The sequence below is a fragment of the Streptosporangium minutum genome, assembly GCF_002149035.1.
Lineage (GTDB): Bacteria > Actinomycetota > Actinomycetes > Streptosporangiales > Streptosporangiaceae > Streptosporangium > Streptosporangium minutum.
In genome coordinates this window covers 21,357-41,393 of record NZ_NGFP01000048.1, presented here as the reverse complement: position 1 = coordinate 41,393, position 20,037 = coordinate 21,357, and the positions used below count along the sequence as shown (strand labels likewise).

The window sequence follows — 20,037 nt, the reverse complement described above, 5'->3', positions numbered from 1 at the left end:
GGGCCGGATGGCGGGGTCCGGGCGGCGGTGTTCAGTCGGCGCCGAACTCCGCCCTGAGCCTGGCGAAGGCGGCGTCGGTGCCCTGCAGGGCGCGGTCGATGTCGGCGTCGGTGTGGGCGGCCGACAGGAACCAGTTGTGCCAGGGATGCAGGTAGACCCCTTCCCGCAGGCAGGCCGAGGACCAGAACATGCCCTTGTCCAGGGTCGTGTCGCCCTCGAAGGAGAGCCACGGGATCTGCACCGGGCCGGTCTGGTTGACCACGAACCCGTGGGAGGCGGCCTGCGCGGCGAGGCCCTCGCGCAGGCGGGTGCCCGCCCGCTCCATCAGCGCCACGCCGTCGATGTCGCGCAGGGTCTCGATGGTGGCCTTGGCCGCGGCCATCGGGGCGGCGTTGAACCAGAACGAGCCGGTCGAGTAGATCGTCTGGGCCGGGCCCCGCAGGGAGTCCACTCCGGTGACGGCCGCGATCGGGTGGCCGTTGGCCATGGCCTTGCTGAAGGCGTACAGGTCGGGGCGGACGCCCAGGGTCTCCCAGGAGCCGCCGAGGTGGAGCCGCCAGCCGCCGCGCACGTCGTCGATCACCAGCGCGGCGCCGATCCGGTCGGCCAGGGCCCGCAGACCCCGGGCGAACTCGGGGGCGGCGAGCTCCTGGTCCTCGAAGGAGTCGTGCTTGAAAGGCGTCACGATGATCGCGGCGACGTCGCCCTCGGCCCGGGCCGCTGCCTCCTCGGCGCCGGCCAGGTCGTTGTAGGTGTACTCGATCAGGTCGGCGCGCTCGCTGGGCGTGGTGCCCGACAGGCTGGGCGTGCACCAGGGGTCGGCCCCGTGGTAGGAGCCGTGGGCCATGAGCACCTTGGTCCGGCCGGTGGCGGCCCGGGCGACCATCAGCGCCTGGGTGGTGGCGTCGGTGCCGTTCTTGGAGAACATCACCCAGTCGGCCTGCGGGATGGTCTCCACCATCAGTTCGGCGAGCTCCACGTAGACCGGGCCCGGGCCGTTGAGGCAGTCGCCCGCGGCGAGCTGGGCGGTGACGGCGGCCTCCACCGCGGGGTGGCGGTGGCCCAGCACGACGGGGCCCCAGGAGCACATGAGGTCGATGTACTCGCGGCCGTCCGCGTCGAGCTGGCGGCACCCCTGGCCGCCGACGAAGAACTGCGGGTATCCGGGGCCGTGCAGGGCCGCGTTGAGGTGGCCGTACATGCCGCCGGGGACGACCCTGGCAGCCCGCTCCCGGAGGTTGGCGTCGATGGACATGTGTGTCGTCCTCATCAGTGTCGGCGAGTCGCCTTGCGGCGGGCTCGGTGGTTGGTAGCCGTACGGCGGGTGAGCGCCTGTGTGTCCCCTTTCAGGTGGGGACAGTCGCGGTYCTCAGGTGGGGGCAGTCGCGGTTCTCGGGTGGGGGCAGTCGCGGTCGGAGAGGCCGGGAGCCGCGTGCGGCCGGCACGTCGCCCGGCGTGCCCGGCGCGTTTCGAGGGCCGGCCGGGCAGTGCGCCCAGGCCGCCTGCTCAGCCGCTCGCCCGCAGCTCCGACGCCCCGTCCAGACCGGCGTCGGAGCCGAGTCCTCCCGCGACCCGGGCGGCCACCGCGGTGCCGAGCCCGGCGGCGGCGAGGACCTCGCGGCCGTCGACCAGGCCGGCGATGAACCCGGCGCAGTAGGCGTCGCCGCAGCCGGTGGTGTCCACCACCGGGACGTCGAGGGCGGGCACCCGCGTGATCCCCGAGGCGGTCGCGATCAGGCTGCCCTCGCCGCCCAGCGTGACGAGCACGGCCCGGGGCCCCTCTTCCAGCAGCGTGAGCGCGGCCCGTTCCACGTCGTCCGCGCCGCTCATCATGAGCGCCTGCTCCTCGTTGGGCAGGAAGTAGTCCACGTGGGGCAGAAAGCTCCGCGCTCCTTGCATCAGATCCGGCATATTGGACAGTAGGTCCATCGTGATGATCGTGCCCGCCTCCCGCGCCTCGGCCAGGAGTGCGAAGAAAGCCGGGTCGTGCAGGCCCCAGGTCACGTCCATGCCGCCCAGGTGCACGACCCGCGCGCCGGTGACGCGCCCGCGGTCGAGGTCGGCGAGGGACAGGCCGAGGTTGGCGCCGGGCACGTGGAAGGACGGGCGCCCCCCGTCCGGCCGGATGGGCAGGATCGAGGCGGCGGTCTGCTCGCCGCCCTTGCGGACGATCCCGGTGACGTCCACCCCGCGCCGCTCCATGATCATGACGAGGAAGTCGCCGAGCTCGTCGTCGCCGACCGCTCCCACAGAGGCGACCGGGACGCCGATCCTGGCCAGGGTCACGGCGGTCCCGGCGGCCGCGCCCGCCGCGGTGATGCGGATCTGCTCCAGCAGGTGGGTGTCCTGTCCGGTCGGGATCGATTCCACGGGCCGGGCGAGCACGTCCACGATGTGCACCCCGAGGGTGACGACGGTCATAGCGAGTCCTCCTCATGTCTTCAGCGGATAATAGACGGGCGCCCGAATACCATGTCAACGAGAAAGCAGAGGGAGGGGCCGGATGCCGAAGATCGTCGACCACGGAGAGCGGCGGGAGGAGGTCGTGGAGGCCGCCCGCCGCATCATCCTGCGCGAAGGCATCGAGGCGGCCACGACCAGGGCCATCGCCAAGGAGGCCGGCTACTCCAACGGCGTGCTCACCCACTACTTCGCCGACAAGGACGACATCATGCTGTCGGCGCTGCGCTCCTCGCACCGGCGCATCGTCGAGCGGCTGCGCGGCAAACTGGCCGGGCGCGGCGGGCTGGCCGCGCTCCGTGAGCTCCTGCTCGACAACCTGCCGCTGGACGACGAACGCACCCGGGAGAGCGGGCTGGAGATCGGCTTCTGGAGCCGGAGCCTGACCAGCCCGGCGATGCTGGAGGCGCAGCGTGCCGAGGCCGCGGAGCTGCGCTACCTGGTGCGCAGCCTGCTCGGCGCGGCCGCCGAGGCCGGGGAGATCACCACCGGGGAGGACCTGGGCGACGTCGCCGAACGGCTGCTGGCCCTGGTCGACGGGCTGAGCGTGCGCAGCCTGCTCTATCCCGACCGGCTCGGCGCCGAGCGCCTGGAAAGGCTGCTCGGCGCCGAACTGGACCGGCTTCAGACCACCAGCGCGTAGAGGCGGTCGGCGAGCCCTCCGGCGGTGGGCCGCTTGGCCGCGTCCCCGATGCAGACGTGGACCAGCTCCGACAGCTCGGGCTCCAGGCCGGCGTGGACCGACGGCGGCGTGCTGTAGACCTTGCGCAGGGTCAGCAGCGGGTCGTGGACGGGCAGCTCGCCGTACAGGCCGGCGCCGGTCACCGCCCAGTGCAACGTCGCGCCGAGCGACCACACGTCCCCGGCGGGGGTGGGCGTCTCCCCCTGCAGCAGCGCCGGGTCGGTGAACTCCACCGAGCCGATGTCGCCCATCCCGGTCACCGTCGCCCCCGGCGTCAGCACCTGCGACAGGCCCAGATCCGAGAGCTTGCCCCCGGCGTCGGTGAGCAGCACGTTGCCGGGGCGGATGTCACGGTGCACGATGCCCTCCTCGTGCAGCGCCTGCGCGGCGGTGGCCACGCAGGCGATCGAGCGCAGCGCCCTCTCCCGCGACGGCGGCTCCGCGGGCCGGCCCAGCGAGCCGGCGGGGAGATACTCCATCGAGTAGTAGAAGACACCGCCCTGCTGCCCCGCGTCATAGAGCGTCACCAGATAGGGGGAGCGCACCGCGGCGAAGGCCTTCAACTCGCGGGTGGCCCGCCGGAAGGCGTCACCTCCGGTGCCCCCCACCACCTTCACCGCGACGTACTCCGCCTCGACCGGTAGCCGGCCCGGTTTCCTCGCCAGATAGAACTCGCCGTGATTACCCGCCCCCAGCGAGCGGACGAACTCGTAGTCGGCGATGCCTTCCACCAACGTCTCCCCTCCATGCCTCACGACGCTCGCGGCGACATCCCACACGCGGTAACGTCGCCCTGGTCATTCTCGGGGCTTTTCTTTACTTACGGAAAGCGTGCTCGAAAGTGCTCCACGTAGATCTGCTCCTGCTCGATCTGGTGATCGTCCTCGCCGCCGCGCGACTGCTCGGAGCGGTGGCCCGATGGCTCGGCCAGCTGCCGGTCATCGGCGAGATCGTGGCGGGCATCCTGCTCGGCCCCACCCTCCTCGGCCCGCTGATCGGCGACCGGCTGTTCGGCGCGGAGATGCGCCCCCCGCTGCAGGCACTGGCCAACGTCGGGCTGGTGCTGTTCATGTTCGTCGTCGGCCTGGAGCTGGACCAGAAACTGGTCAGGGGCAAGGGCCGGATCGCGGTGACCGTGGCGCTCGGCTCCACCGTGGTGCCGTTCGTCCTGGGCTGCGTGCTCGCGCTCGGCATCGCGGGCGACCACGTGGGCGGCGACAGGACGCTGCCGTTCGTGCTGTTCATGGGGGCGGCGATGTCCGCCACCGCGTTCCCGGTGCTGGCACGCATCCTCACCGACCGCGGGATGCAGCGCATCACGCTCGGCGGCCTGTCCCTGGCCGCGGCCGCGGTGATCGACGTGCTCGCCTGGACCGTGCTGGCCGTGGTGGTGGGCATCGCCGGCGCGGGTGACGCCGAGGGGCAGTGGAAGGTCCTGCTCGCCGTCCCGTACGCGCTGGTGATGTTCCTGGCGGTCCGGCCGCTGCTGGCCCGGCTGGTGCCCGCCTACGAGAAGGCCGGACGGCTGACGCCGAGCCTGCTGTCGCTGGTGCTGATCGGCCTCATCGGCTCGGCCTGGGCCACCGAGTGGATGCACGTGCACTTCATCTTCGGGGCGTTCGTGTTCGGCGCGGTGATGCCCCGCGAGGGCGCGGAACGGCTCAACCACGAGATCCTGGAACGGCTGGAGCAGCTCGCCGTGCTGTTGCTGCTGCCGATGTTCTTCGTGGTGGCGGGGCTCAACGTCAACCTGCGCGCGCTGGACCTGTCCAGTCTCGGCACGCTGGCCGCGATCCTGGCGGTGGCGGTCGGCGGCAAGCTGCTCGGCTCCTACGCGGCGGCGCGGGCGCAGCGGCTGCCCAACCGGCCGTCCTGGGCGGTGGCCGTCCTGCTCAACACCCGTGGACTGACCGAGATCGTCATCCTCACCGTCGGACTGCAGAAGGGCGTGCTCGACGACGAGCTGTACTCGCTGATGGTGGTGATGGCCCTCGTCACCACCGCGATGACCGGCCCGCTGCTGCGCAGGATCTACCCCGACCGGCGCGTGGCCCGCGACATCGCCGAGGCCGAGCGCGCCGCCCTCGGGGTGGCCGTCGCCCACCGGGTGCTGACCGTCGTGCCGGGCTCTCCCGCCGAGCAGGCTCCGCTGGTGGAGCTGGCGTCCGTCCTGGCCCGGGCCGCGTCCCCGTCGGAGGTGGTCCTCGCCCACCTGCGGCCCTACCCTCAGGGGCGCCTGGAAGTGGGCAGCGGCCTCTCCTCCGAGCTGGCCGAGCTGGCCGAGACCCTCCACGACCTGGAGGGTCTCGCCGGCACCGTCCGCGCCCACGGCCCGGAGGTCAGGGTGGTGAGCCGGTTCAGCGGCGACGTGGCGGCCGAGCTGCCCGAGCTGGTCACCGGCGCGCAGCCCGATCTGGTCGTGCTGCCGGCCGATGCCAGCGGCTACGCCGGGATCCGCGACGGCGCCGTCTGCCGCGTGGTGACCGTCTCGCCGGCGGCCGCCTCCGGCCTCCGGGGCTCCCCCGCCCGGACCGCCGCGGCCTCCCCGGACTCCTCCGATCCCGCCGGATCCGCGGCGGGGCCGATCACCGTGCATCACGGCTCCGGCGGCGACGCCGCCGCCCATGTGGCGCTGACCCTGGCGCTCCTGCAGGACCGCCCGCTGGTCGTCGCCGGCGGCGGCCGGGCCTCCGCCCTGGCCCAGCGGCTGGCCAGGCTCGGGGTGGCGGCCACCTCCGGCGCGGTCCCGGCCGGCGCACTCGTCGTGGCCCCCGACGCCGGCACCGCCGTGGACGGTGCCCACCTGCTGGTCCGCGCCGAGCAGGACGCCGACCCGGTGGACTGGGCGGCGGCAGTCTCCGCGCTGCGCGCCCCGGTCCCTCACCCCTGACCGGGGCGTCGCGGGGCCTCCGGGCGGCACGGGCGACACGGTGCCGGCCGTGCCGCCCGTGCCGCCCGGAAGGACGGGTCCGCTAGCGGTTGCGGTGCGACTCGTAGCGCATGGTGCGGGAGACGCCGATCCGCACGGTCGTGCCGGGCAGGATCGCCACCGCCTCGTTCGGCGGGATGTCGTAGAAGTTGGGGTCGCCCGGCGGCTGGATCTGGGTGCCGTTGACCGACCCCAGGTCGACCAGGTTGACGTCCCAGCCGTCCAGCGCCACCCGCAGGTGACGGCGGGAGACCGACCCGTCGGGGCTGGTGACCTTGGCGGGACGCACCGAGCCGTCGGCGACCTCGGGGGCCCGCTCGGGGTCGCGGCCGACCAGGTAGTCGGTGTCGAGGCGGAGCGTCATGCCGTCGTCGAGGAGCAGCACGCCCAGCGGCGGTCGCGGCCCCTTGTAGGGGACGAGCGTGCGCTGCACCAGGGCGATGCCGCAGACCGCGCAGTACGGCACGCGCGGGTCGTTGAAGTGGTCGTTCTTGCAGTCGACCCCGTAGACCAGCGGTCGCGACTCCGGCTGCGGCTCCGGCCCGGACGACGGCTCGGGCGCGGCCTGCGGACCGTCCGGGGTCAGCAGTTCGTACTCGAACGGCTGGTCACGTGCGTCGATGGGATCGCCGCCGATCCCGCTCGCCCTGGCCGTCTCCACCTCCTCCTGCGGGACCGGCCCGGAGGGCGGCCCCTGCGGGGGGACCGGCACGGGGTCGGGCTGCCACGCCGGCGGCGCGGAGAGCTGGGGCTCCGGGACGAGGACGGGCGGGTAGTGCTCGGGAGAGCTCATCGGGTAGGGCGCCGGCGGTGCGCTGTCCGCCGGGGGCGCCGACCACTCGGGGCGCGCGGAGGTCGGCGGGAGCGACGGCTCCGCCGGGGAGACGACCTCCGCCCGGGGGGCGGGCGGCTGCGGCACGGACGGCTGGACGGCCGGCGGAGCGGGCTCCGTCCGGGGCACGGGCCGCTGGACGGCCGGTGGCGCGCCGCCCTCGGTCAGGTCGCACCAGACGCCGCCGCCGACGATGACACCGCCGTCCAGCCGGGCGAGCGGGTGCGCCTCGCCGGCCTCGGGCAGGCGCAGCTCCACGCGGGTCACCGGGCCGGGCACCAGCCGGTCGGACCAGGTGAGCGCGTCACGTCCGGCCAGCTGGACCTCGCCGCCCGAGCCGGTGACCGACGCGTAGGCCGGGCCGCTGACCAGCACGGCCACTCCCCCGGTGACGGGGCCGGCGACGGCGCACGCCACGGGCTCGCCCATCATGACGGCCAGCACCTGGGCGACCCGGCGGGCCAGCGCGCGGCCGTCCCCGCCCGAGGCGGCGGTCTCCCTCAAGGCCCCCAGCAGGTCTTCCACGACGGCCTCGGCCGCGTCACACACCAGCAGCAGACCACCCACGTGGGCGACCAGCCCGTTGCCCGGAAGCGGACGCACCACCCCGAAACCCTCGTCGGTCATGAAACCTCCTTCGCCGGCTTCATGACCAAGGTGCTGTGCTGAGTCGTTGTCTCGCTTCGCTCGGTCACAAAACTCTCCCTCCCCGAAAACGCCATCGGATGAACGGCACGCGCATCGGACCGTTCGCCACCAGCCACACGCATACCCAGACGATGATGAAATGCGTCCAGAACGCGGCCGACGGCACCGGATCAATGAAATCGACTGCACCGGACCGTAGCAAAAAGTACAGCAGAAGACCTTCGGGAACGAGCGTCAGCAAACCGAACAGCGTCGGCCAGTCCTTCTCCCACCGGAACTGCATGAGGAAGTGGTAGACGAGCTCCCAGGCGATCCCCAGCACGGCGACCGCCGCGAGGACCAGGAACCCGTTGACGTAGCGGTCGCCGAGCGCCCCGGAGGAGCCCGGAAGCACCGGCACGATCAGCAACGTGATGACCGCGCCCACGGTGGCGAGCAGGAAGAGGCGCGTCTGGATGCGCCCGGCCAAAGTCGGAACCACAGGGGGTCGCTCCTTACACCGGCGAGTTGAAGGCCCATTTGAACCACTGCGAGGTCGACCGGAACGGCCCCATCCTGCGGACGAACCCCCGCCTCGCCAGGTCGTCGGCGATCTCCTGGGCCGCGATCTGCAGGCCGAGGAAGGTGTCGACGCCGGGGAAGTAACCGCCGAGCGTCGCGGAACCGGAGGCGTAGAGGACGCCGTCGCCGCTGGCCGTCCCCTTCACCTCGAAGTGGCGCTCCACCTCCAGCCGGCCGACCGGGTTGCGGTAGGCCCCGCCGTGCCGGAGCAGGTCGTCGTAGATCCGGTGCTCGGCGATGTCGGCCTCGAGACCGGTGCAGTCGATGATGTAGTCGGCCACCGGCTCGCGGACGATGCCGTCGCTACTGCGCACGTAGCTGACCAGCCGGCCGTCGGAGCCGCGTTCCACCCGGTCCACGGTGCCCTGCACGGGGTGGTAGTAGCCGCCGCTGCGGCCCGCCCGCATCTGCTCCTGCCAGCGCCGGCAGTAGGGGGTGTTGGTGCCGCCCATCTCCTTGTACTTCGCGGCGCGCTCGGCACCCTCCAGCTTGCGCATCTGCGCCTTGAGCTGGCCTCCCCACACCGACTTGGGGTAGTTGAAGCCCTGGTAGGCCCAGCCGTCGCCGCCCTTGCGCCGCGCCCAGACGTGCGGGCCGTGGGAGCCGGTGACGAAGGTCCGGAAGATGTGGACGATCTGGGTCTGCAGCCGGAACTTCTCCCGGTCGTCGAACAGGCGCTGCAGCACGCGGGAGGCCACGATGCCGCCGCCCCGGATGACCACCGTGCCGGGGCGGGTCTTGAGGAACTCGTAGACCTGCTCGTGCGGCTCGTAGGCGTTCACCACGTGCTGGTAGTCGCCGTGCTTGGTACGGAACTCCTGCAGGTCGGGCAGGAACTTCAAGCCGGGGTAGCCGATCGCGATGTGCACGAAGCGCGAGCGGAAGATGACGCGCTTGGTGGGAGCCGAGCCCTCGGGCGGGGTGACCACGGTGAAGTAGCCGCCGCCGGCCCGTCGGCGGACCATCCGGACCTGGCCCTTGACCAGCATGTCCCAGTAGTCGATGCGTTTGGCCTCGCGCTCCAGGCTCTGGAAGACCGTGCCGGCGCGCGGCGTCCAGTAGTCGTTCAGGAGCGGCTCGGTCAGCAGCTGCCACAGGTAGGCCGGCGTCTTGTCCGTCCAGGTCTCCTGCAGCGCGTAGGAGGGGAACCCCCAGATGTTGTCGGGCCGCGAGGCGGAGTCGGAGCGGATCCGCTCGGAGCGGGGGATCTGCGAGCACCTGGTCAGGAACTCGTAGGTCTGCCACGGGGTGTCGATGTTGGACACCACCCGCATCTGGGAGGCGGGCACGCCGTAGATCCGCAGGTAGTCCAGGGTGACGAAGGAGCCCATGCCCCCGCCGACCGTCAGGAACGGGATGTCGTACATGGGGATGCCGGCGGCTGCGACCAGCTGATCGCTCCATTCGGACGTGCCGAGCAACTCCGGAGTGAGATCACCGGCCGAGGCCGGCACGTGGGGGGGTGCCAATGGATGCGTCCCTTAGCTACATGGCCAACCGGTTCGGTTGGCCAGAACATTAGTCGTGGCGCGCACCGAAAACGAGTGGGCAGAACGGTACGTTCTTCCCCCGGCACCGCTGTTCCGTCCCGGCACACGTTCAGTGTGACGCGCGAAACCCCTCGGCGGTTCGCTCAGACCCCGCTGAACACCCGGTTCACGTCCGAGGTGGCCAGCACCCCGAAGATCTCGCCGCCGCGCTCCACCAGGAGGTATTCCCCGGCGGGGGTCTCACGCATGGCGTCGATCAGGGACTCCCCCGACAGGTCGGCGGCCAGCACCAGTGACGGTTCGAGGCCGCGCGCCAGCGAACCGGCCGTCACCCAGGGGCGGCGGTTCTCCGGGGTGGCCTCCACCGCGACCTCGTTGACGATCCCGGTCGGGCGGCCCTCGTGGTCGACCACCACCATCGCCCCGGCCTGGGCCTCCGCGGCCCGGCGCAGGGCCTCGGCCAGCGGCACGTCCCCGGTCACCGCGATGGCCCGCCTGGCCAGGGCTCGGGCGTTCACCTGCGGGATGCGGGCGCGCACCCGGGCGCCGCGCAGCGCCTGGGTGGCGCCGAACCAGATGAAGGAGGCCAGCAGCACCGACCAGATGAGCTCCCAGCCCGGCGTCTGCCCGCTCATCAGCGCCAGCCCGACGGGCACCGCGACCATGACGACGGCCAGCACGCGGCCCACCCAGGCCGCGGCGATCGTGCCCGAGCCCGAGCTCCGGGTGATCTTCCAGACGCCGGCGCGCAGCATCCGCCCGCCGTCGAGCGGCAGCCCCGGCAGGAGGTTGAAGACCCCGACGATCAGGTTGGAGAACCAGAGCTGGAAGGTCAGCACGCCGAGGACGGTGCCCGGGTCGATGACCATGGAGGCGGCGAAACCGATCGCGGCCAGTCCGAGCGAGAGCAGCGGCCCGGCGAAGGCCACCATGAACTCCCGGCCGGGGGTCTCCGGCTCGCGCTCGATCTCCGAGACGCCGCCGAGCAGGTAGAGGGTGATGCGGCGGACCGGCAGGCCGTACATCCTGGCGACCACGCAGTGCGCCAGCTCGTGCAGCAGCACCGACACGTACAGCAGCACCGCGAAGACGAACGAGACGAGATACGTCACCGGGACGCTCAGCTCGGGCAGCCGGCCGGTCACGATCGGCTGGTAGGTGAAGGTGATGAACGCCGCCACGATGAACCAGGTCGGCGAGACGTACACCGGGATGCCGAACGGCCGCCCCATCCGCAGTCCCGGGCTGTTCTGACGCGGGCTCTCGCTGCTCACCGCTGGCTCACCACTCCTCGTTCACTCCGCCTTCAGGCCTTGATGCTACGCGCCGTCGAGGCGCCCGCAGACGCCGCGAGCCCACCTTCGGCCCAAACTGTCGCCACTGTGACCTACAGTGCGGACATGTCACTGACCGAGCCCACGATCATCGGAGCGCTGTCGCCGTCTCGCGCCGGTGACTTCATGACGTGCCCGTTGCTCTACCGCTTCCGGGTGATCGACCGGCTGCCCGAGCCGCCGTCGCCCGCCGCGGTGCGCGGCACGATGGTCCACTCGGTGCTGGAGCGCCTCTACGACCTTCCCGCCGCCGCGCGTACGGTCGCCGCGGCCCAGGAGCTGCTGGAGCCGCAGTGGGACAGGCTGCTGGCCGAGGATCCCGCCTACGGCGGGATGTTCGCCGACGACCGGGAGCGGGCCCAGTGGCTGGCCCAGGCCCGCTCCATGCTGGAGCGCTACTTCACCCTTGAGGACCCCACCTGCCTGGAGCCCGCCGAGCGGGAGCTGTATGTGGAGGCGGTGCTCGACAACGGCCTGATGCTGCGCGGTTACATCGACCGGCTGGACGTCGCGCCCACCGGCGAGGTGCGCGTGGTCGACTACAAGACCGGCAGCGCGCCGGGGCAGGCCTTCGAGGCCAAGGCCCTGTTCCAGATGAAGTTCTACGCGCTGACGCTGTGGCGGTTGCACGGCTCGGTGCCGCGCCTGCTGCAGCTGATGTATCTGGGGGGCGGCGGCGAGGTGCTCCGCTACGCTCCGGACGAGGCCGATCTCCGTGCCACCGAGCGCAAGGTGCAGGCCCTGTGGACGGCCATCGAGCGGGCGATGGAGACCGGCGAGTGGCCTCCCCGGCCCAGCCGCCTGTGCGACTGGTGCAGCTACCAGGAGCTGTGCCCGCAGTTCGGCGGCACTCCCCCGCCGCTGCCCGAGCGGCAGCCGGGCGACACCGTGCGCAGCACCCGCCGCACGTCCAGGGCGGCGACCGACGAGCTCTGAGCGGCCCGCGGGTGCGGGACTCCGCAGGCGGTCATGGGGGGCGACGGCCGCCGCCTCCCCAGCCCCGAGCGCCACGGAGGCGGCGCCCGGTCCCTCTTCACGGCTCGGGGGCCCGCGGGTCATCCGTGGGGATGAGGGCGATATCCCCCCGTAGCAGGGTGGCTGCGGGAATGGGACGCCTAAATTGATTGTGTGCGCAACACCCCAGGCGGCCTGCGGGCCTGGCTCCACGGACACCCGCTGATCTCCGACACCGCCCTGGCGGTGGTGCTGGCGGCCGCCGCCGTGCCGTGCGCCTACGTCACCTCCCTGTCCGGCTTCGACGCCCCGTCCGGCGCGGTCAGGCCCGACGCGCTGGGTCTCGCTCTGATCGTGGCCGGCTGCCTGTCCACGGCGCTGCGCCGGCGCATGCCGTTCACGATGCTCTTCCTGGCCGGTGTCACGGAGATGACGCTGGCGTCGCTGAACCGGAGCGGCTCCCTGCTCTGGGTCGCCGCGCTGGTGCTGGTCTACACGATCGCCGCCCACCGCGGCCTGGCGCTCAGCCTGTGCGCGCTGGTGCTGAGCCTCACCTGCCGCGCCGTCTTCGCGGTGACGGCCGCCGGTCCCGGCGACCGGACGGCGCACCTGTTCGTGGCCCTGCTGACCATGACCCTGTGGATCGCCGGGCGCGGCGTCCGGCTGCGCCGGGCCTATCTCGCCGAGCTGCGCGACCGGGCCGGGCGGATGGAGCGGGCCCGGGAGGCCGACACGCGGGCGGCCAGAGCCGAGGAGCGCTCCCGCATCGCCCGCGAGCTGCACGACGTGGTCGCCCACCACGTGAGCGTGATGACCGTCCAGGCCTCCGCGGCCCGCCGGGTGCTGGCCACCAACCCCGACGGCGCCCGTGAGGCACTGTCGGCGATCGAGGAGATGGGCCGGACCGCGATGGCCGAGATGCGCAACATCGTGGGCGTGCTCAGGACCGACGCGGGGCCCGCCGAGCGCAACCCCCAGCCGGGGGTGCAGGAGATCCCCACCCTGGTCGACCAGATGCGCGAGGCGGGCCTGCGGACGCAGCTGTGGATCGAGGGCCGGGGAGTCCCGTTGCCGCCCGGCGTCGACCTGGCCGTCTACCGGCTGGTCCAGGAGGCGCTGACCAACAGCCTGCGGCACGCGGGCCCGCAGGCCCGCGCCTGGGTGACCGTACGGCAGGAGCCGGGCGAGCTGGCCGTCCAGGTCGAGGACGACGGTCACGGCTCCGGCGCCCCCGGACCGGCCGCCGACCGGACCGGCCACGGGCTGGTCGGCATCCGCGAGCGCGTGGCCCTCTATGGTGGGATCCTGAGGATCGGCCCGCGTCCGGAGGGCGGATTCGAGGTCAATGCCCGGTTTCCCCTCAAGGACGTGTGATGACGATCAGAGTGTTACTGGTGGACGACCAGCCACTGCTGCGCACCGGTTTCCGTCTCATCCTGGAGGCCGAGCCGGACGTCACCGTGGTCGGCGAGGCCGGGGACGGCAAGGCCGCCCAGGACCAGTCGCGGGCGCTGATGCCCGACGTGGTGCTGATGGACATCCGGATGCCGGGCGTGGACGGCATAGAGGCGACCCGCCGGATCGTGCGGGAGGCCGTGGGCGCGGCCCACGTGCCCAAGGTCCTGGTGCTGACGACCTTCGACCTGGACGAATACATCGTGGAGGCGCTGCGCGCCGGGGCCAGCGGCTTCCTGCTGAAGGACGTGCCGCCGGACGAGCTGGTGCAGGCCATCAGGGTGGTCGCGGCGGGGGACGCCATCGTCGCGCCGAGCGTGACCCGGCGGCTGCTGGACAGGTTCGGGGCGCGCCTGCCCTCGGCGCACCAGCAGTCCACCCCGGCCCGCCTGGACCGGCTCACCGAGCGTGAGATGGAGGTGCTGCGGCTGATCGCCCGGGGCATGTCCAACGCGGAGATCGCCGCCGAGCTCGTGGTGAGCGAGACGACGGTCAAGACCCACGTCGGCAACGTCCTCACCAAGCTCGGCCTGCGCGACCGGGTCCAGGCCGTGGTCCTGGCCTACGAGACCGGCCTGATCACCCCGGGCGCCATCCCCTAGGCTCCCGGCGGAGGGATCCGGGATACCCAGAACCGCGTCACCGTCCGGCGGGGACCGGACCGGCGTCCGGGAATCGAGATCATCCGGCTCGCGGGCCCGGCCGGAGGGATCCGGGTCAGAGTCCGGCGAGGATCCGGGCGATCACCGGCCGGGTGTCGGCGCGTCGCCAGGCGACGGCGGTGGTGCAGCGGCATCCGTCGGAGAGCAGGACGAACACCACTCCGGCACGGGCGTAGTGGTCGTCGGTGCTCTGCGAGAGCAGGGCGATGCCCTGGCCGGCCGCGACCAGCTCCAGGGTCTCCTCGATCGCGCGGGACTCCACCTCGCCCGCGATGTCCCCGACGCCGATGGAACCCGGGTGGCGGAAGGCCCGCCAGACCGGGTCGGGGCTGCGGGGCACCACCCAGACGCGGCCCGCCAGGTCGGCGGGGTCGACCGCGGCCAGCCGGGCGAGCGGGTCGCCGACGGGCACGGCGACGGCCCGCCGGTCACTGCCGAGGACCAGCACCTCCAGGGCGTCGCCGGTGCTCAGCGGAGGCCACACCACGGCCAGGTCGCTGGTCCCGGCCAGCAGGCCGCACGACGGGTCGTCGAAGTCGAAGCGGCGCAGCCGTAGCTCCCTGCCGGAGGCACGCCGTACCGCGTCGAACAGCCGGGAGGTGCGCGCGCCGGCCGCCTCGCCCATGAATCCCACGGTCAGCTCGGAGGCGTCCCCGGCCAGCAGTGCCTCCAGCTCGTCGGCGGCGCTCGTCACCGCCGACGCGTGGCCCAGCACCCGGCCGCCCAGCTCGGTCAGGCGCACCCCGTCGCGGTCGCGGATCAGCAGCGGCCGTCCGGCGGTGGCCTCCAGGCGTTTCACGGCGGCGCTCACGGTCGGCTGGCTGACCCCGAGCGAGATGGCCGCGTCCCGGAACGACCCGGTCCGGGCCACGGCGACGAACGCCCGTACGGCCGGCAGCGTAACGTCCATCCAGCAAGGATAGCCATCGCCTATCGGCATAGCCGCAAACTATTGAACGCGGCCGCCGTCCCTGCCGCACGATTCACCCATGACAGATCAGCCGGACGCACGGGCGTTCGAGACCGGGCCGGAGGATCCGGCCGGTCCCGCCGCCACGCGGTCGGATCTCGGGCTCGCGCTGGGCGCGGCGGCCGGGGCGGCCACCTATTCGGCGGTGTTCGGAGCGGCGGCTGTGGAGCAGGGCTGGTCCGCCTGGGAGGCGGTGCTGGCCAGCGTCGCGGTGCACGCCGGGGGCAGCCAGATCGTCGGGCTGTCGGCGCTGGGCGGCGCCCCCGGAGCGCCGGACGGCGTGTCGCAGGCGACCGGGGCGGTGATCGCGGCGGTGATCGCCGCGTCGCTGGTCAACCTGCGGCTGACCGCGTTCGGGCTGGCGCTCGGCGACGTCTTCCGGACCCGGTGGGGCCGGTGGCTCGCCGCGCACCTGGTCTCCGACGAGTCGGTGGCGGCCGCGGTCTCGCGTGGGACCCCGGCCACGCGCAGGCGGACGTTCCTGGTGGTCGGGTCGCTGCTGTTCACCGGCTGGGTGGGCGGCACGGCCGCCGGGGCGCTGCTCGGCTCGGTGCTGCCCCACGGGGCGCGGCAGACGGTGGWCGGCGCCGCCGCGGCCGCCTTCGCCGCGCTGCTCGTCCCTCTGCTCCGCACCCGCCGCGAGGCGGCGGTCGCCGCCGGGGCGGCCGCCCTGGCGCTGGTGGCGTCGTGGTGGCTGCCGCCGGGCCTGCCGGTCCTCGTCGCCGCGCTGGCCGCCGTCCCGTTCGCGGTACGGCCGGCATGAACGTCGTGCTGTTCGTCGCGGGCCTGGCCGTCGTGACCTACCTGCTCCGGCTGGCCGGGGTGAGCGCAGCCGCGCGGGGTGGAGGAGACGGGCGCCGGAGCCTGTTCACCGCGCTGCTGCCGGTGGCGCTGCTGGCTGCCGTCGTGGTCGTCCAGGCCGCGCCGGGCGGCCGCCCGGCGGCCCACCTGGTCGTCGCCGCCGCCGTGGCGGGCGTGGCAGCCCGCCGCCTGGGATTCCTGCCCGCCATGCTCCTCGGCACCGCCGCCGGAGCGCTTGTGACCATTGGAGGACTCGTATGATCATCCGCGAGCTGACCCCTGACGACCTCGAGGCCTGCCTGCGGCTCGCGGCGGACCGGCAGTGGTCGCGCGAGGAGCGCAAGTGGCTGTTCCTGCTCCAGGGCGGGGAGGGCTACGGAATGGTGGATCCCGGCGGCGAGCTGGTGGCCACCGCCATCCTGACCCGCTACGGCACCCGCACCGCCGCGATCAGCATGGTGCTGGTGGCCTCGCGTCACGGGCGCCAGGGGCTGGGAGGCCGCCTGATCGGCCACGTGCTGGACCGGGCGCGCGGCGCGACCGTCTTCCTGAACGCGACCGCGACGGGCCGCCCCCTGTACGAGCGGCTCGGCTTCCGGGTGACGAGCCCGGTCGCCATGCATCTGGGGACCTTCACCGGGCAGGCGTCCGGCGCGTCCCGACCCGCCTCCCCCGAGGATCTGAAGGCGATCGCCGACCTCGACGCGGAGGTCCTCGGCGCCGACCGGTCGGCCCTCCTGACGAGGCTGTTCGACTTCGCCGAGCAGATCCGGGTGATCGAGGACGGAGGAGTGGTCACGGGCTACGCCGGTATGTGGCGCAATGTGGGCAACACGGTCGTCGGACCGGTGATCGCCGCGGATCCGGCGGACGCCCGGCGGCTGATCTCCGACCTCGCCTCCCAGGTCGGGGGCCCGGCCCGGATCGAGGTCGAGGAGAGCCGCCGGGAGCTGGCCGAGTGGCTGACCGGGCACGGCATGGCGGCGGGGATGAGGACCTCGGACATGGTCGCCGGCGCCGAGCCGCTCCCCGGCGACCGGACCCGGTTCTTCGCCCCGGTCATGTCCGCGCTGGGGTGACGGGACGCCCGCCCTCCCCCCGGCTCTTCACGGCATCGGGGGGAGGCGCCGCCGACGGAATCCGTCGGCGATCGGGTCAGGCGGAAACGGCTTCGGCGGCTTCCTGGGGAACGTTCTCCGGGAAGTGGCAGGCCACCTGGTGACGGGTGGCCAGCTCGACCAGCGGCGGCTCCTCCACCTTGCAGATCGCCTGGGCTTTCCAGCACCGGGTGTGGAAGCGGCAGGCGGGCGGCGGGCTCAGCGGGCTGGGCACGTCACCCTGGAGGCGGATGCGCTCGCGGTCGTTGCGCCGGGCCGGATCGGGGATGGGGACCGCGGACATCAGCGCGTTGGTGTACGGGTGCATGGGCGACTCGTACAGGTCTTTCCGGTCGGCCAGCTCGACGAGCTTGCCCAGATACATGACGGCGACCCGGTCACTGATGTGCCGGACCACCGACAGGTCGTGGGCGATCACCACGTAGGTCAGATCCAGCTCGTTCTGCAGGTCCTCCAGCAGGTTCACCACCTGCGCCTGGATCGACACGTCCAGCGCCGACACCGGCTCGTCCGCGATGATCATCTTCGGCTTGAGCGCGAGGGTGCGGGCGATGCCGATCCGCTGGCGCTGACCGCCGGAGAACTCGTGCGGGTAGCGGTTGTAGTGCTCGGGGTTGAGCCCCACCAGCTCCAGGATGTCCTGCACGGCCTTCTTGGTGCCGTGCTCGGTCTTGATGCCCTGGATCCGGAACGGCGCTCCCACGATCGCCCCCACGGTGTGGCGCGGGTTCAGCGACGAGAACGGGTCCTGGAAGATCATCTGCATGTCGCGCCGGAGCGGGCGGAGCCTGCCCTGCGACATGTGCGTGATGTCCTGCCCCTCGAACAGCACCTTGCCGCCGGTCGGCTCCAGCAGCCGGGTGACCAGCCGCCCCATGGTGGACTTGCCGCAGCCCGACTCGCCGACCACGCCCAGCGTCTCGCCCTTGAAGACGTCGAAACTGATCCCGTCGACCGCCTTCACCGCGCCGACCTGCCGCTTGAGCAGCCCCTTCGTCACCGGGAAGTACTTCTGCAGGTCCTGGACGGACAGCAGCGGCTCATTAGGAGTGGTCACGTGGTCTCCAGCATCGGCTTGATCTCGTTCTCCCAGAGCGACCGCCGCTCCTCACGAGGCATGTGGCAGCGCACCAGGTGACCGCCCTCGGTCTCCAGGAGAGCCGGCACCTCGGTGTCGGCCTTGCCCTGCGTCCGGTCGGAATAGGGGCAGCGAGGGTGGAAGGCGCAGCCCGGCGGGATGTTGATCAGTGAGGGCGGGGAGCCCTTGATCGGCATCAGCCGCTCGGTGCGCTCCCGGTCCAGGCGGGGCATCGACCCCAGCAAACCCCAGGTGTAGGGGTGCTCGGGACGGTAGAAGATGTCCTCCGCCGCGCCGTACTCGATGCACTTGCCGCCGTACATGACCAGGATGTCGTCCGACAGCTCGGCCACGACGCCCAGATCGTGGGTGATGATGATGAGGGCGGAGTTGAACTCCCGCTGCAGATCCCGCATCAGGTCCAGGATCTGGGCCTGCACGGTCACGTCCAGCGCGGTGGTCGGCTCGTCGGCGATCAGCAGCTCCGGGTCGCACGACAGCGCCATCGCGATCATCGCGCGCTGGCGCATGCCGCCGGAGAACTCGTGCGGGTAGGCGTCCACCCGGCGGCCCGGCTCCGGGATGCCCACCCGGCCGAGCATGTCGATCGCGTGCTTGCGGGCGACCTTCTTGCTCACGCTGTGGTGGATCCGGTAGGCCTCCACGATCTGGTCGCCGACCGTGTAGTAGGGGTGCATCGCCGACAGCGGATCCTGGAAGATCATCGCCATCTTCTTGCCGCGCAACCCGCGCACGTGTTCCTGGGAGGCGCTGACCAGCTCCTCGCCGTCCAGCCAGATCTCACCGGAGATCCTGGCGTGGCCGCCCTTGTGCAGCCCCAGGATGCCCAGGCTGGTCACGCTCTTTCCGGAGCCGGACTCTCCCACGATCCCGAGCGTGCTGCCCCGCTCCAGAGAGAAGGTCAGCCCGTCGACGGACTTGACCAGCCCGTCGTCGGTCGGGAAGTGGATCTTCAGGTCCTTCAGTTCAAGGAAGCTCACGCCAGCCTCACCCTCGGGTCGACCACCGCGTAGAGCAGGTCGACGATCAGACTCGCGACGACCACGAACAGCGCCGCCAGCAACGTCACACCCATCACCTTGGGAAGGTCCTGGTTGACGATGGCGTCGATGGCGTACTTGCCCAGGCCGGGCAGCGAGTAGGCGCTCTCGGTGAGGACGGCGCCGCCGATCAGCAGGCCGAAGTCCAGGCCGAAGACGGTGAGGATGGGCGTCAGGGCCGCCCTGAGGCCGTGCTTGGTGACGACGGTGCTCTCGCGGAGCCCCTTGGCACGGGCGGTGCGGATGTAGTCCTCGTTCATCGTCTCCAGCATGCCCGCCCGGGTGAGACGCGCGTATGTGGCCGCGAACAGGAAGGCCAGCGTGATCCACGGGAGAAGCAGGTTGTAGGCCCACTGGCTCGGACTGTCGAGGAAGGTGGTGTAGTGGCCGCCCTGCGCCGCGAAGGAGAACGGGTTGCCGTAACTGAACACCAGCAGGGATACCAGGCCGGTGAAGAAGATCGGCAGGGAGACTCCTGCCAGTGCGACGGTCATGGCCGCCCGGTCGAAGACGCTGCCTCTGCGCAACGCGGACAGCACGCCGATGCCCACGCCCATGATCACCCAGATCACCGCCGCGCCGATCGCGAGCGACAGCGTGATCGGCAGGCGGTTCATGAGGTCGGGGAAGACCGGTTGCCGGGTGATGAACGAATACCCCAGGCAAGGGGCCGGGCACTCCTCGACCCCGGGGCCGTAGTCGTACTCAGCGCCCGCGACGATCCCCTTCACGAACCTGCCGTACTGCACGACCAGTGGATCGTTGAACCCCAGCCGTTCGGCGGCCAGCTTGGCCGTCTCCGCCGTGGCCGTACGGCCGACATACCGGCTGGCCATGCCCTCCGGAGTCGCCCCCGCCAGTTGGGGCACGAGGAAGAAGATCGCGAAGGTGGCCATGCTCACGATGAGGAGCATGATCACTGCGCCGATCAGGCGTCTGATGATGTATGTGACCACAGTGCCCGGCCCAGGTGGCCGCCGGAAGGATTGCTCCCGGCGGCCA

At 72.2% G+C, this 20,037-nt stretch carries 19 protein-coding genes; 8 read left to right on the top strand and 11 right to left on the bottom strand.

The window, feature by feature from the left end; genetic code table 11:
* Positions 1-31 precede the first annotated feature (31 nt).
* A complete protein-coding gene (locus CA984_RS13305) occupies positions 32-1,255 on the bottom strand; it encodes an aminotransferase class III-fold pyridoxal phosphate-dependent enzyme (RefSeq protein ID WP_086571769.1) in 1,224 nt (407 codons plus the stop codon).
* A 251-nt stretch (positions 1,256-1,506) separates the two neighbouring features.
* Positions 1,507-2,421 (bottom strand): carbohydrate kinase family protein, encoded by a 915-nt coding sequence (locus CA984_RS13300; RefSeq protein ID WP_086571767.1) that lies wholly within the window; start codon positions 2,419-2,421, stop codon positions 1,507-1,509.
* Positions 2,422-2,503: 82 nt separating this feature from the next.
* Here CA984_RS13300 and CA984_RS13295 point away from each other — a divergent pair, with 82 nt between their 5' ends.
* Positions 2,504-3,103, top strand: coding sequence for a TetR/AcrR family transcriptional regulator (locus tag CA984_RS13295; protein ID WP_086571765.1), 600 nt, complete (start codon positions 2,504-2,506; stop codon positions 3,101-3,103).
* Here the strand turns inward: CA984_RS13295 and CA984_RS13290 are convergent.
* On the bottom strand, positions 3,085-3,873 hold the full coding sequence (locus tag CA984_RS13290; RefSeq protein ID WP_086571762.1) for a serine/threonine-protein kinase: 789 nt from the start codon (positions 3,871-3,873) through the stop codon (positions 3,085-3,087). The genes CA984_RS13295 and CA984_RS13290 overlap by 19 nt on opposite strands.
* Positions 3,874-3,983: 110 nt before the next feature.
* On the opposite strand from CA984_RS13290, the gene CA984_RS13285 reads away from it, so the two are divergent.
* Positions 3,984-6,032 carry a cation:proton antiporter domain-containing protein gene (locus tag CA984_RS13285; RefSeq protein WP_086571760.1) on the top strand — a complete coding sequence of 683 codons (2,049 nt, stop codon included), beginning with the start codon at positions 3,984-3,986 and terminating at the stop codon, positions 6,030-6,032.
* An 82-nt stretch (positions 6,033-6,114) separates the two neighbouring features.
* Here the strand turns inward: CA984_RS13285 and CA984_RS13280 are convergent, their stop codons facing one another.
* From CA984_RS13280 to CA984_RS13265, 4 genes are all read right to left on the bottom strand, one after another.
* Positions 6,115-7,530, bottom strand: coding sequence for an FHA domain-containing protein (locus tag CA984_RS13280; protein WP_086571758.1), 1,416 nt, complete (start codon positions 7,528-7,530; stop codon positions 6,115-6,117).
* A 64-nt stretch (positions 7,531-7,594) separates the two neighbouring features.
* Complete coding sequence (locus tag CA984_RS13275; protein WP_086571755.1) at positions 7,595-8,032, bottom strand: hypothetical protein; 438 nt, start codon at positions 8,030-8,032, stop codon at positions 7,595-7,597.
* Between the two features lie 13 nt (positions 8,033-8,045).
* Complete coding sequence (locus CA984_RS13270) at positions 8,046-9,581, bottom strand: hypothetical protein (RefSeq protein ID WP_086571753.1); 1,536 nt, start codon at positions 9,579-9,581, stop codon at positions 8,046-8,048.
* A 164-nt stretch (positions 9,582-9,745) separates the two neighbouring features.
* Positions 9,746-10,834: a site-2 protease family protein gene (locus CA984_RS13265; RefSeq protein ID WP_086571751.1), complete on the bottom strand. Its 1,089-nt coding sequence runs from the start codon at positions 10,832-10,834 to the stop codon at positions 9,746-9,748.
* Positions 10,835-11,002: 168 nt separating this feature from the next.
* On the opposite strand from CA984_RS13265, the gene CA984_RS13260 reads away from it, so the two are divergent.
* From CA984_RS13260 to CA984_RS13250, 3 genes are all read left to right on the top strand, one after another.
* Entirely contained in the window at positions 11,003-11,872 is an 870-nt protein-coding gene (locus tag CA984_RS13260) for a RecB family exonuclease (protein ID WP_086571773.1), read from the top strand.
* A 192-nt stretch (positions 11,873-12,064) separates the two neighbouring features.
* The gene (locus tag CA984_RS13255; protein ID WP_086571749.1) at positions 12,065-13,264 is read left to right on the top strand and encodes a sensor histidine kinase; all 1,200 of its coding nucleotides are present in this window, start codon (positions 12,065-12,067) and stop codon (positions 13,262-13,264) included.
* Positions 13,264-13,947 carry a response regulator gene (locus tag CA984_RS13250; RefSeq protein ID WP_086571747.1) on the top strand — a complete coding sequence of 228 codons (684 nt, stop codon included), beginning with the start codon at positions 13,264-13,266 and terminating at the stop codon, positions 13,945-13,947. The genes CA984_RS13255 and CA984_RS13250 overlap by 1 nt, the downstream gene beginning before the upstream one ends.
* Before the next feature lie 115 nt (positions 13,948-14,062).
* Here the strand turns inward: CA984_RS13250 and CA984_RS13245 are convergent, their stop codons facing one another.
* Complete coding sequence (locus CA984_RS13245) at positions 14,063-14,917, bottom strand: LysR family transcriptional regulator (protein WP_086571745.1); 855 nt, start codon at positions 14,915-14,917, stop codon at positions 14,063-14,065.
* A gap of 79 nt (positions 14,918-14,996) precedes the next feature.
* On the opposite strand from CA984_RS13245, the gene CA984_RS13240 reads away from it, so the two are divergent.
* From CA984_RS13240 to CA984_RS13230, 3 genes are read left to right on the top strand one after another with little or no spacing between them, the layout of a single operon-like run.
* Entirely contained in the window at positions 14,997-15,740 is a 744-nt protein-coding gene (locus tag CA984_RS13240) for an AzlC family ABC transporter permease (protein WP_086571743.1), read from the top strand.
* Entirely contained in the window at positions 15,737-16,039 is a 303-nt protein-coding gene (locus CA984_RS13235; RefSeq protein WP_133061650.1) for an AzlD domain-containing protein, read from the top strand. Before CA984_RS13240 ends, CA984_RS13235 begins: the two co-directional genes overlap by 4 nt.
* Positions 16,036-16,857 carry a GNAT family N-acetyltransferase gene (locus tag CA984_RS13230; protein ID WP_086571739.1) on the top strand — a complete coding sequence of 274 codons (822 nt, stop codon included), beginning with the start codon at positions 16,036-16,038 and terminating at the stop codon, positions 16,855-16,857. Before CA984_RS13235 ends, CA984_RS13230 begins: the two co-directional genes overlap by 4 nt.
* A 76-nt stretch (positions 16,858-16,933) precedes the next feature.
* Here the strand turns inward: CA984_RS13230 and CA984_RS13225 are convergent, their stop codons facing one another.
* The 3 genes from CA984_RS13225 to CA984_RS13215 are packed head-to-tail and all read right to left on the bottom strand — an operon-like array spanning position 16,934 to position 19,991.
* Positions 16,934-17,953, bottom strand: coding sequence for an ABC transporter ATP-binding protein (locus tag CA984_RS13225; protein WP_086571737.1), 1,020 nt, complete (start codon positions 17,951-17,953; stop codon positions 16,934-16,936).
* On the bottom strand, positions 17,950-18,975 hold the full coding sequence (locus tag CA984_RS13220) for an ABC transporter ATP-binding protein (RefSeq protein ID WP_086571734.1): 1,026 nt from the start codon (positions 18,973-18,975) through the stop codon (positions 17,950-17,952). The genes CA984_RS13225 and CA984_RS13220 overlap by 4 nt, the downstream gene beginning before the upstream one ends.
* The gene (locus CA984_RS13215; RefSeq protein ID WP_086571732.1) at positions 18,972-19,991 is read right to left on the bottom strand and encodes an ABC transporter permease; all 1,020 of its coding nucleotides are present in this window, start codon (positions 19,989-19,991) and stop codon (positions 18,972-18,974) included. The genes CA984_RS13220 and CA984_RS13215 overlap by 4 nt, the downstream gene beginning before the upstream one ends.
* Positions 19,992-20,037 lie beyond the last annotated feature (46 nt).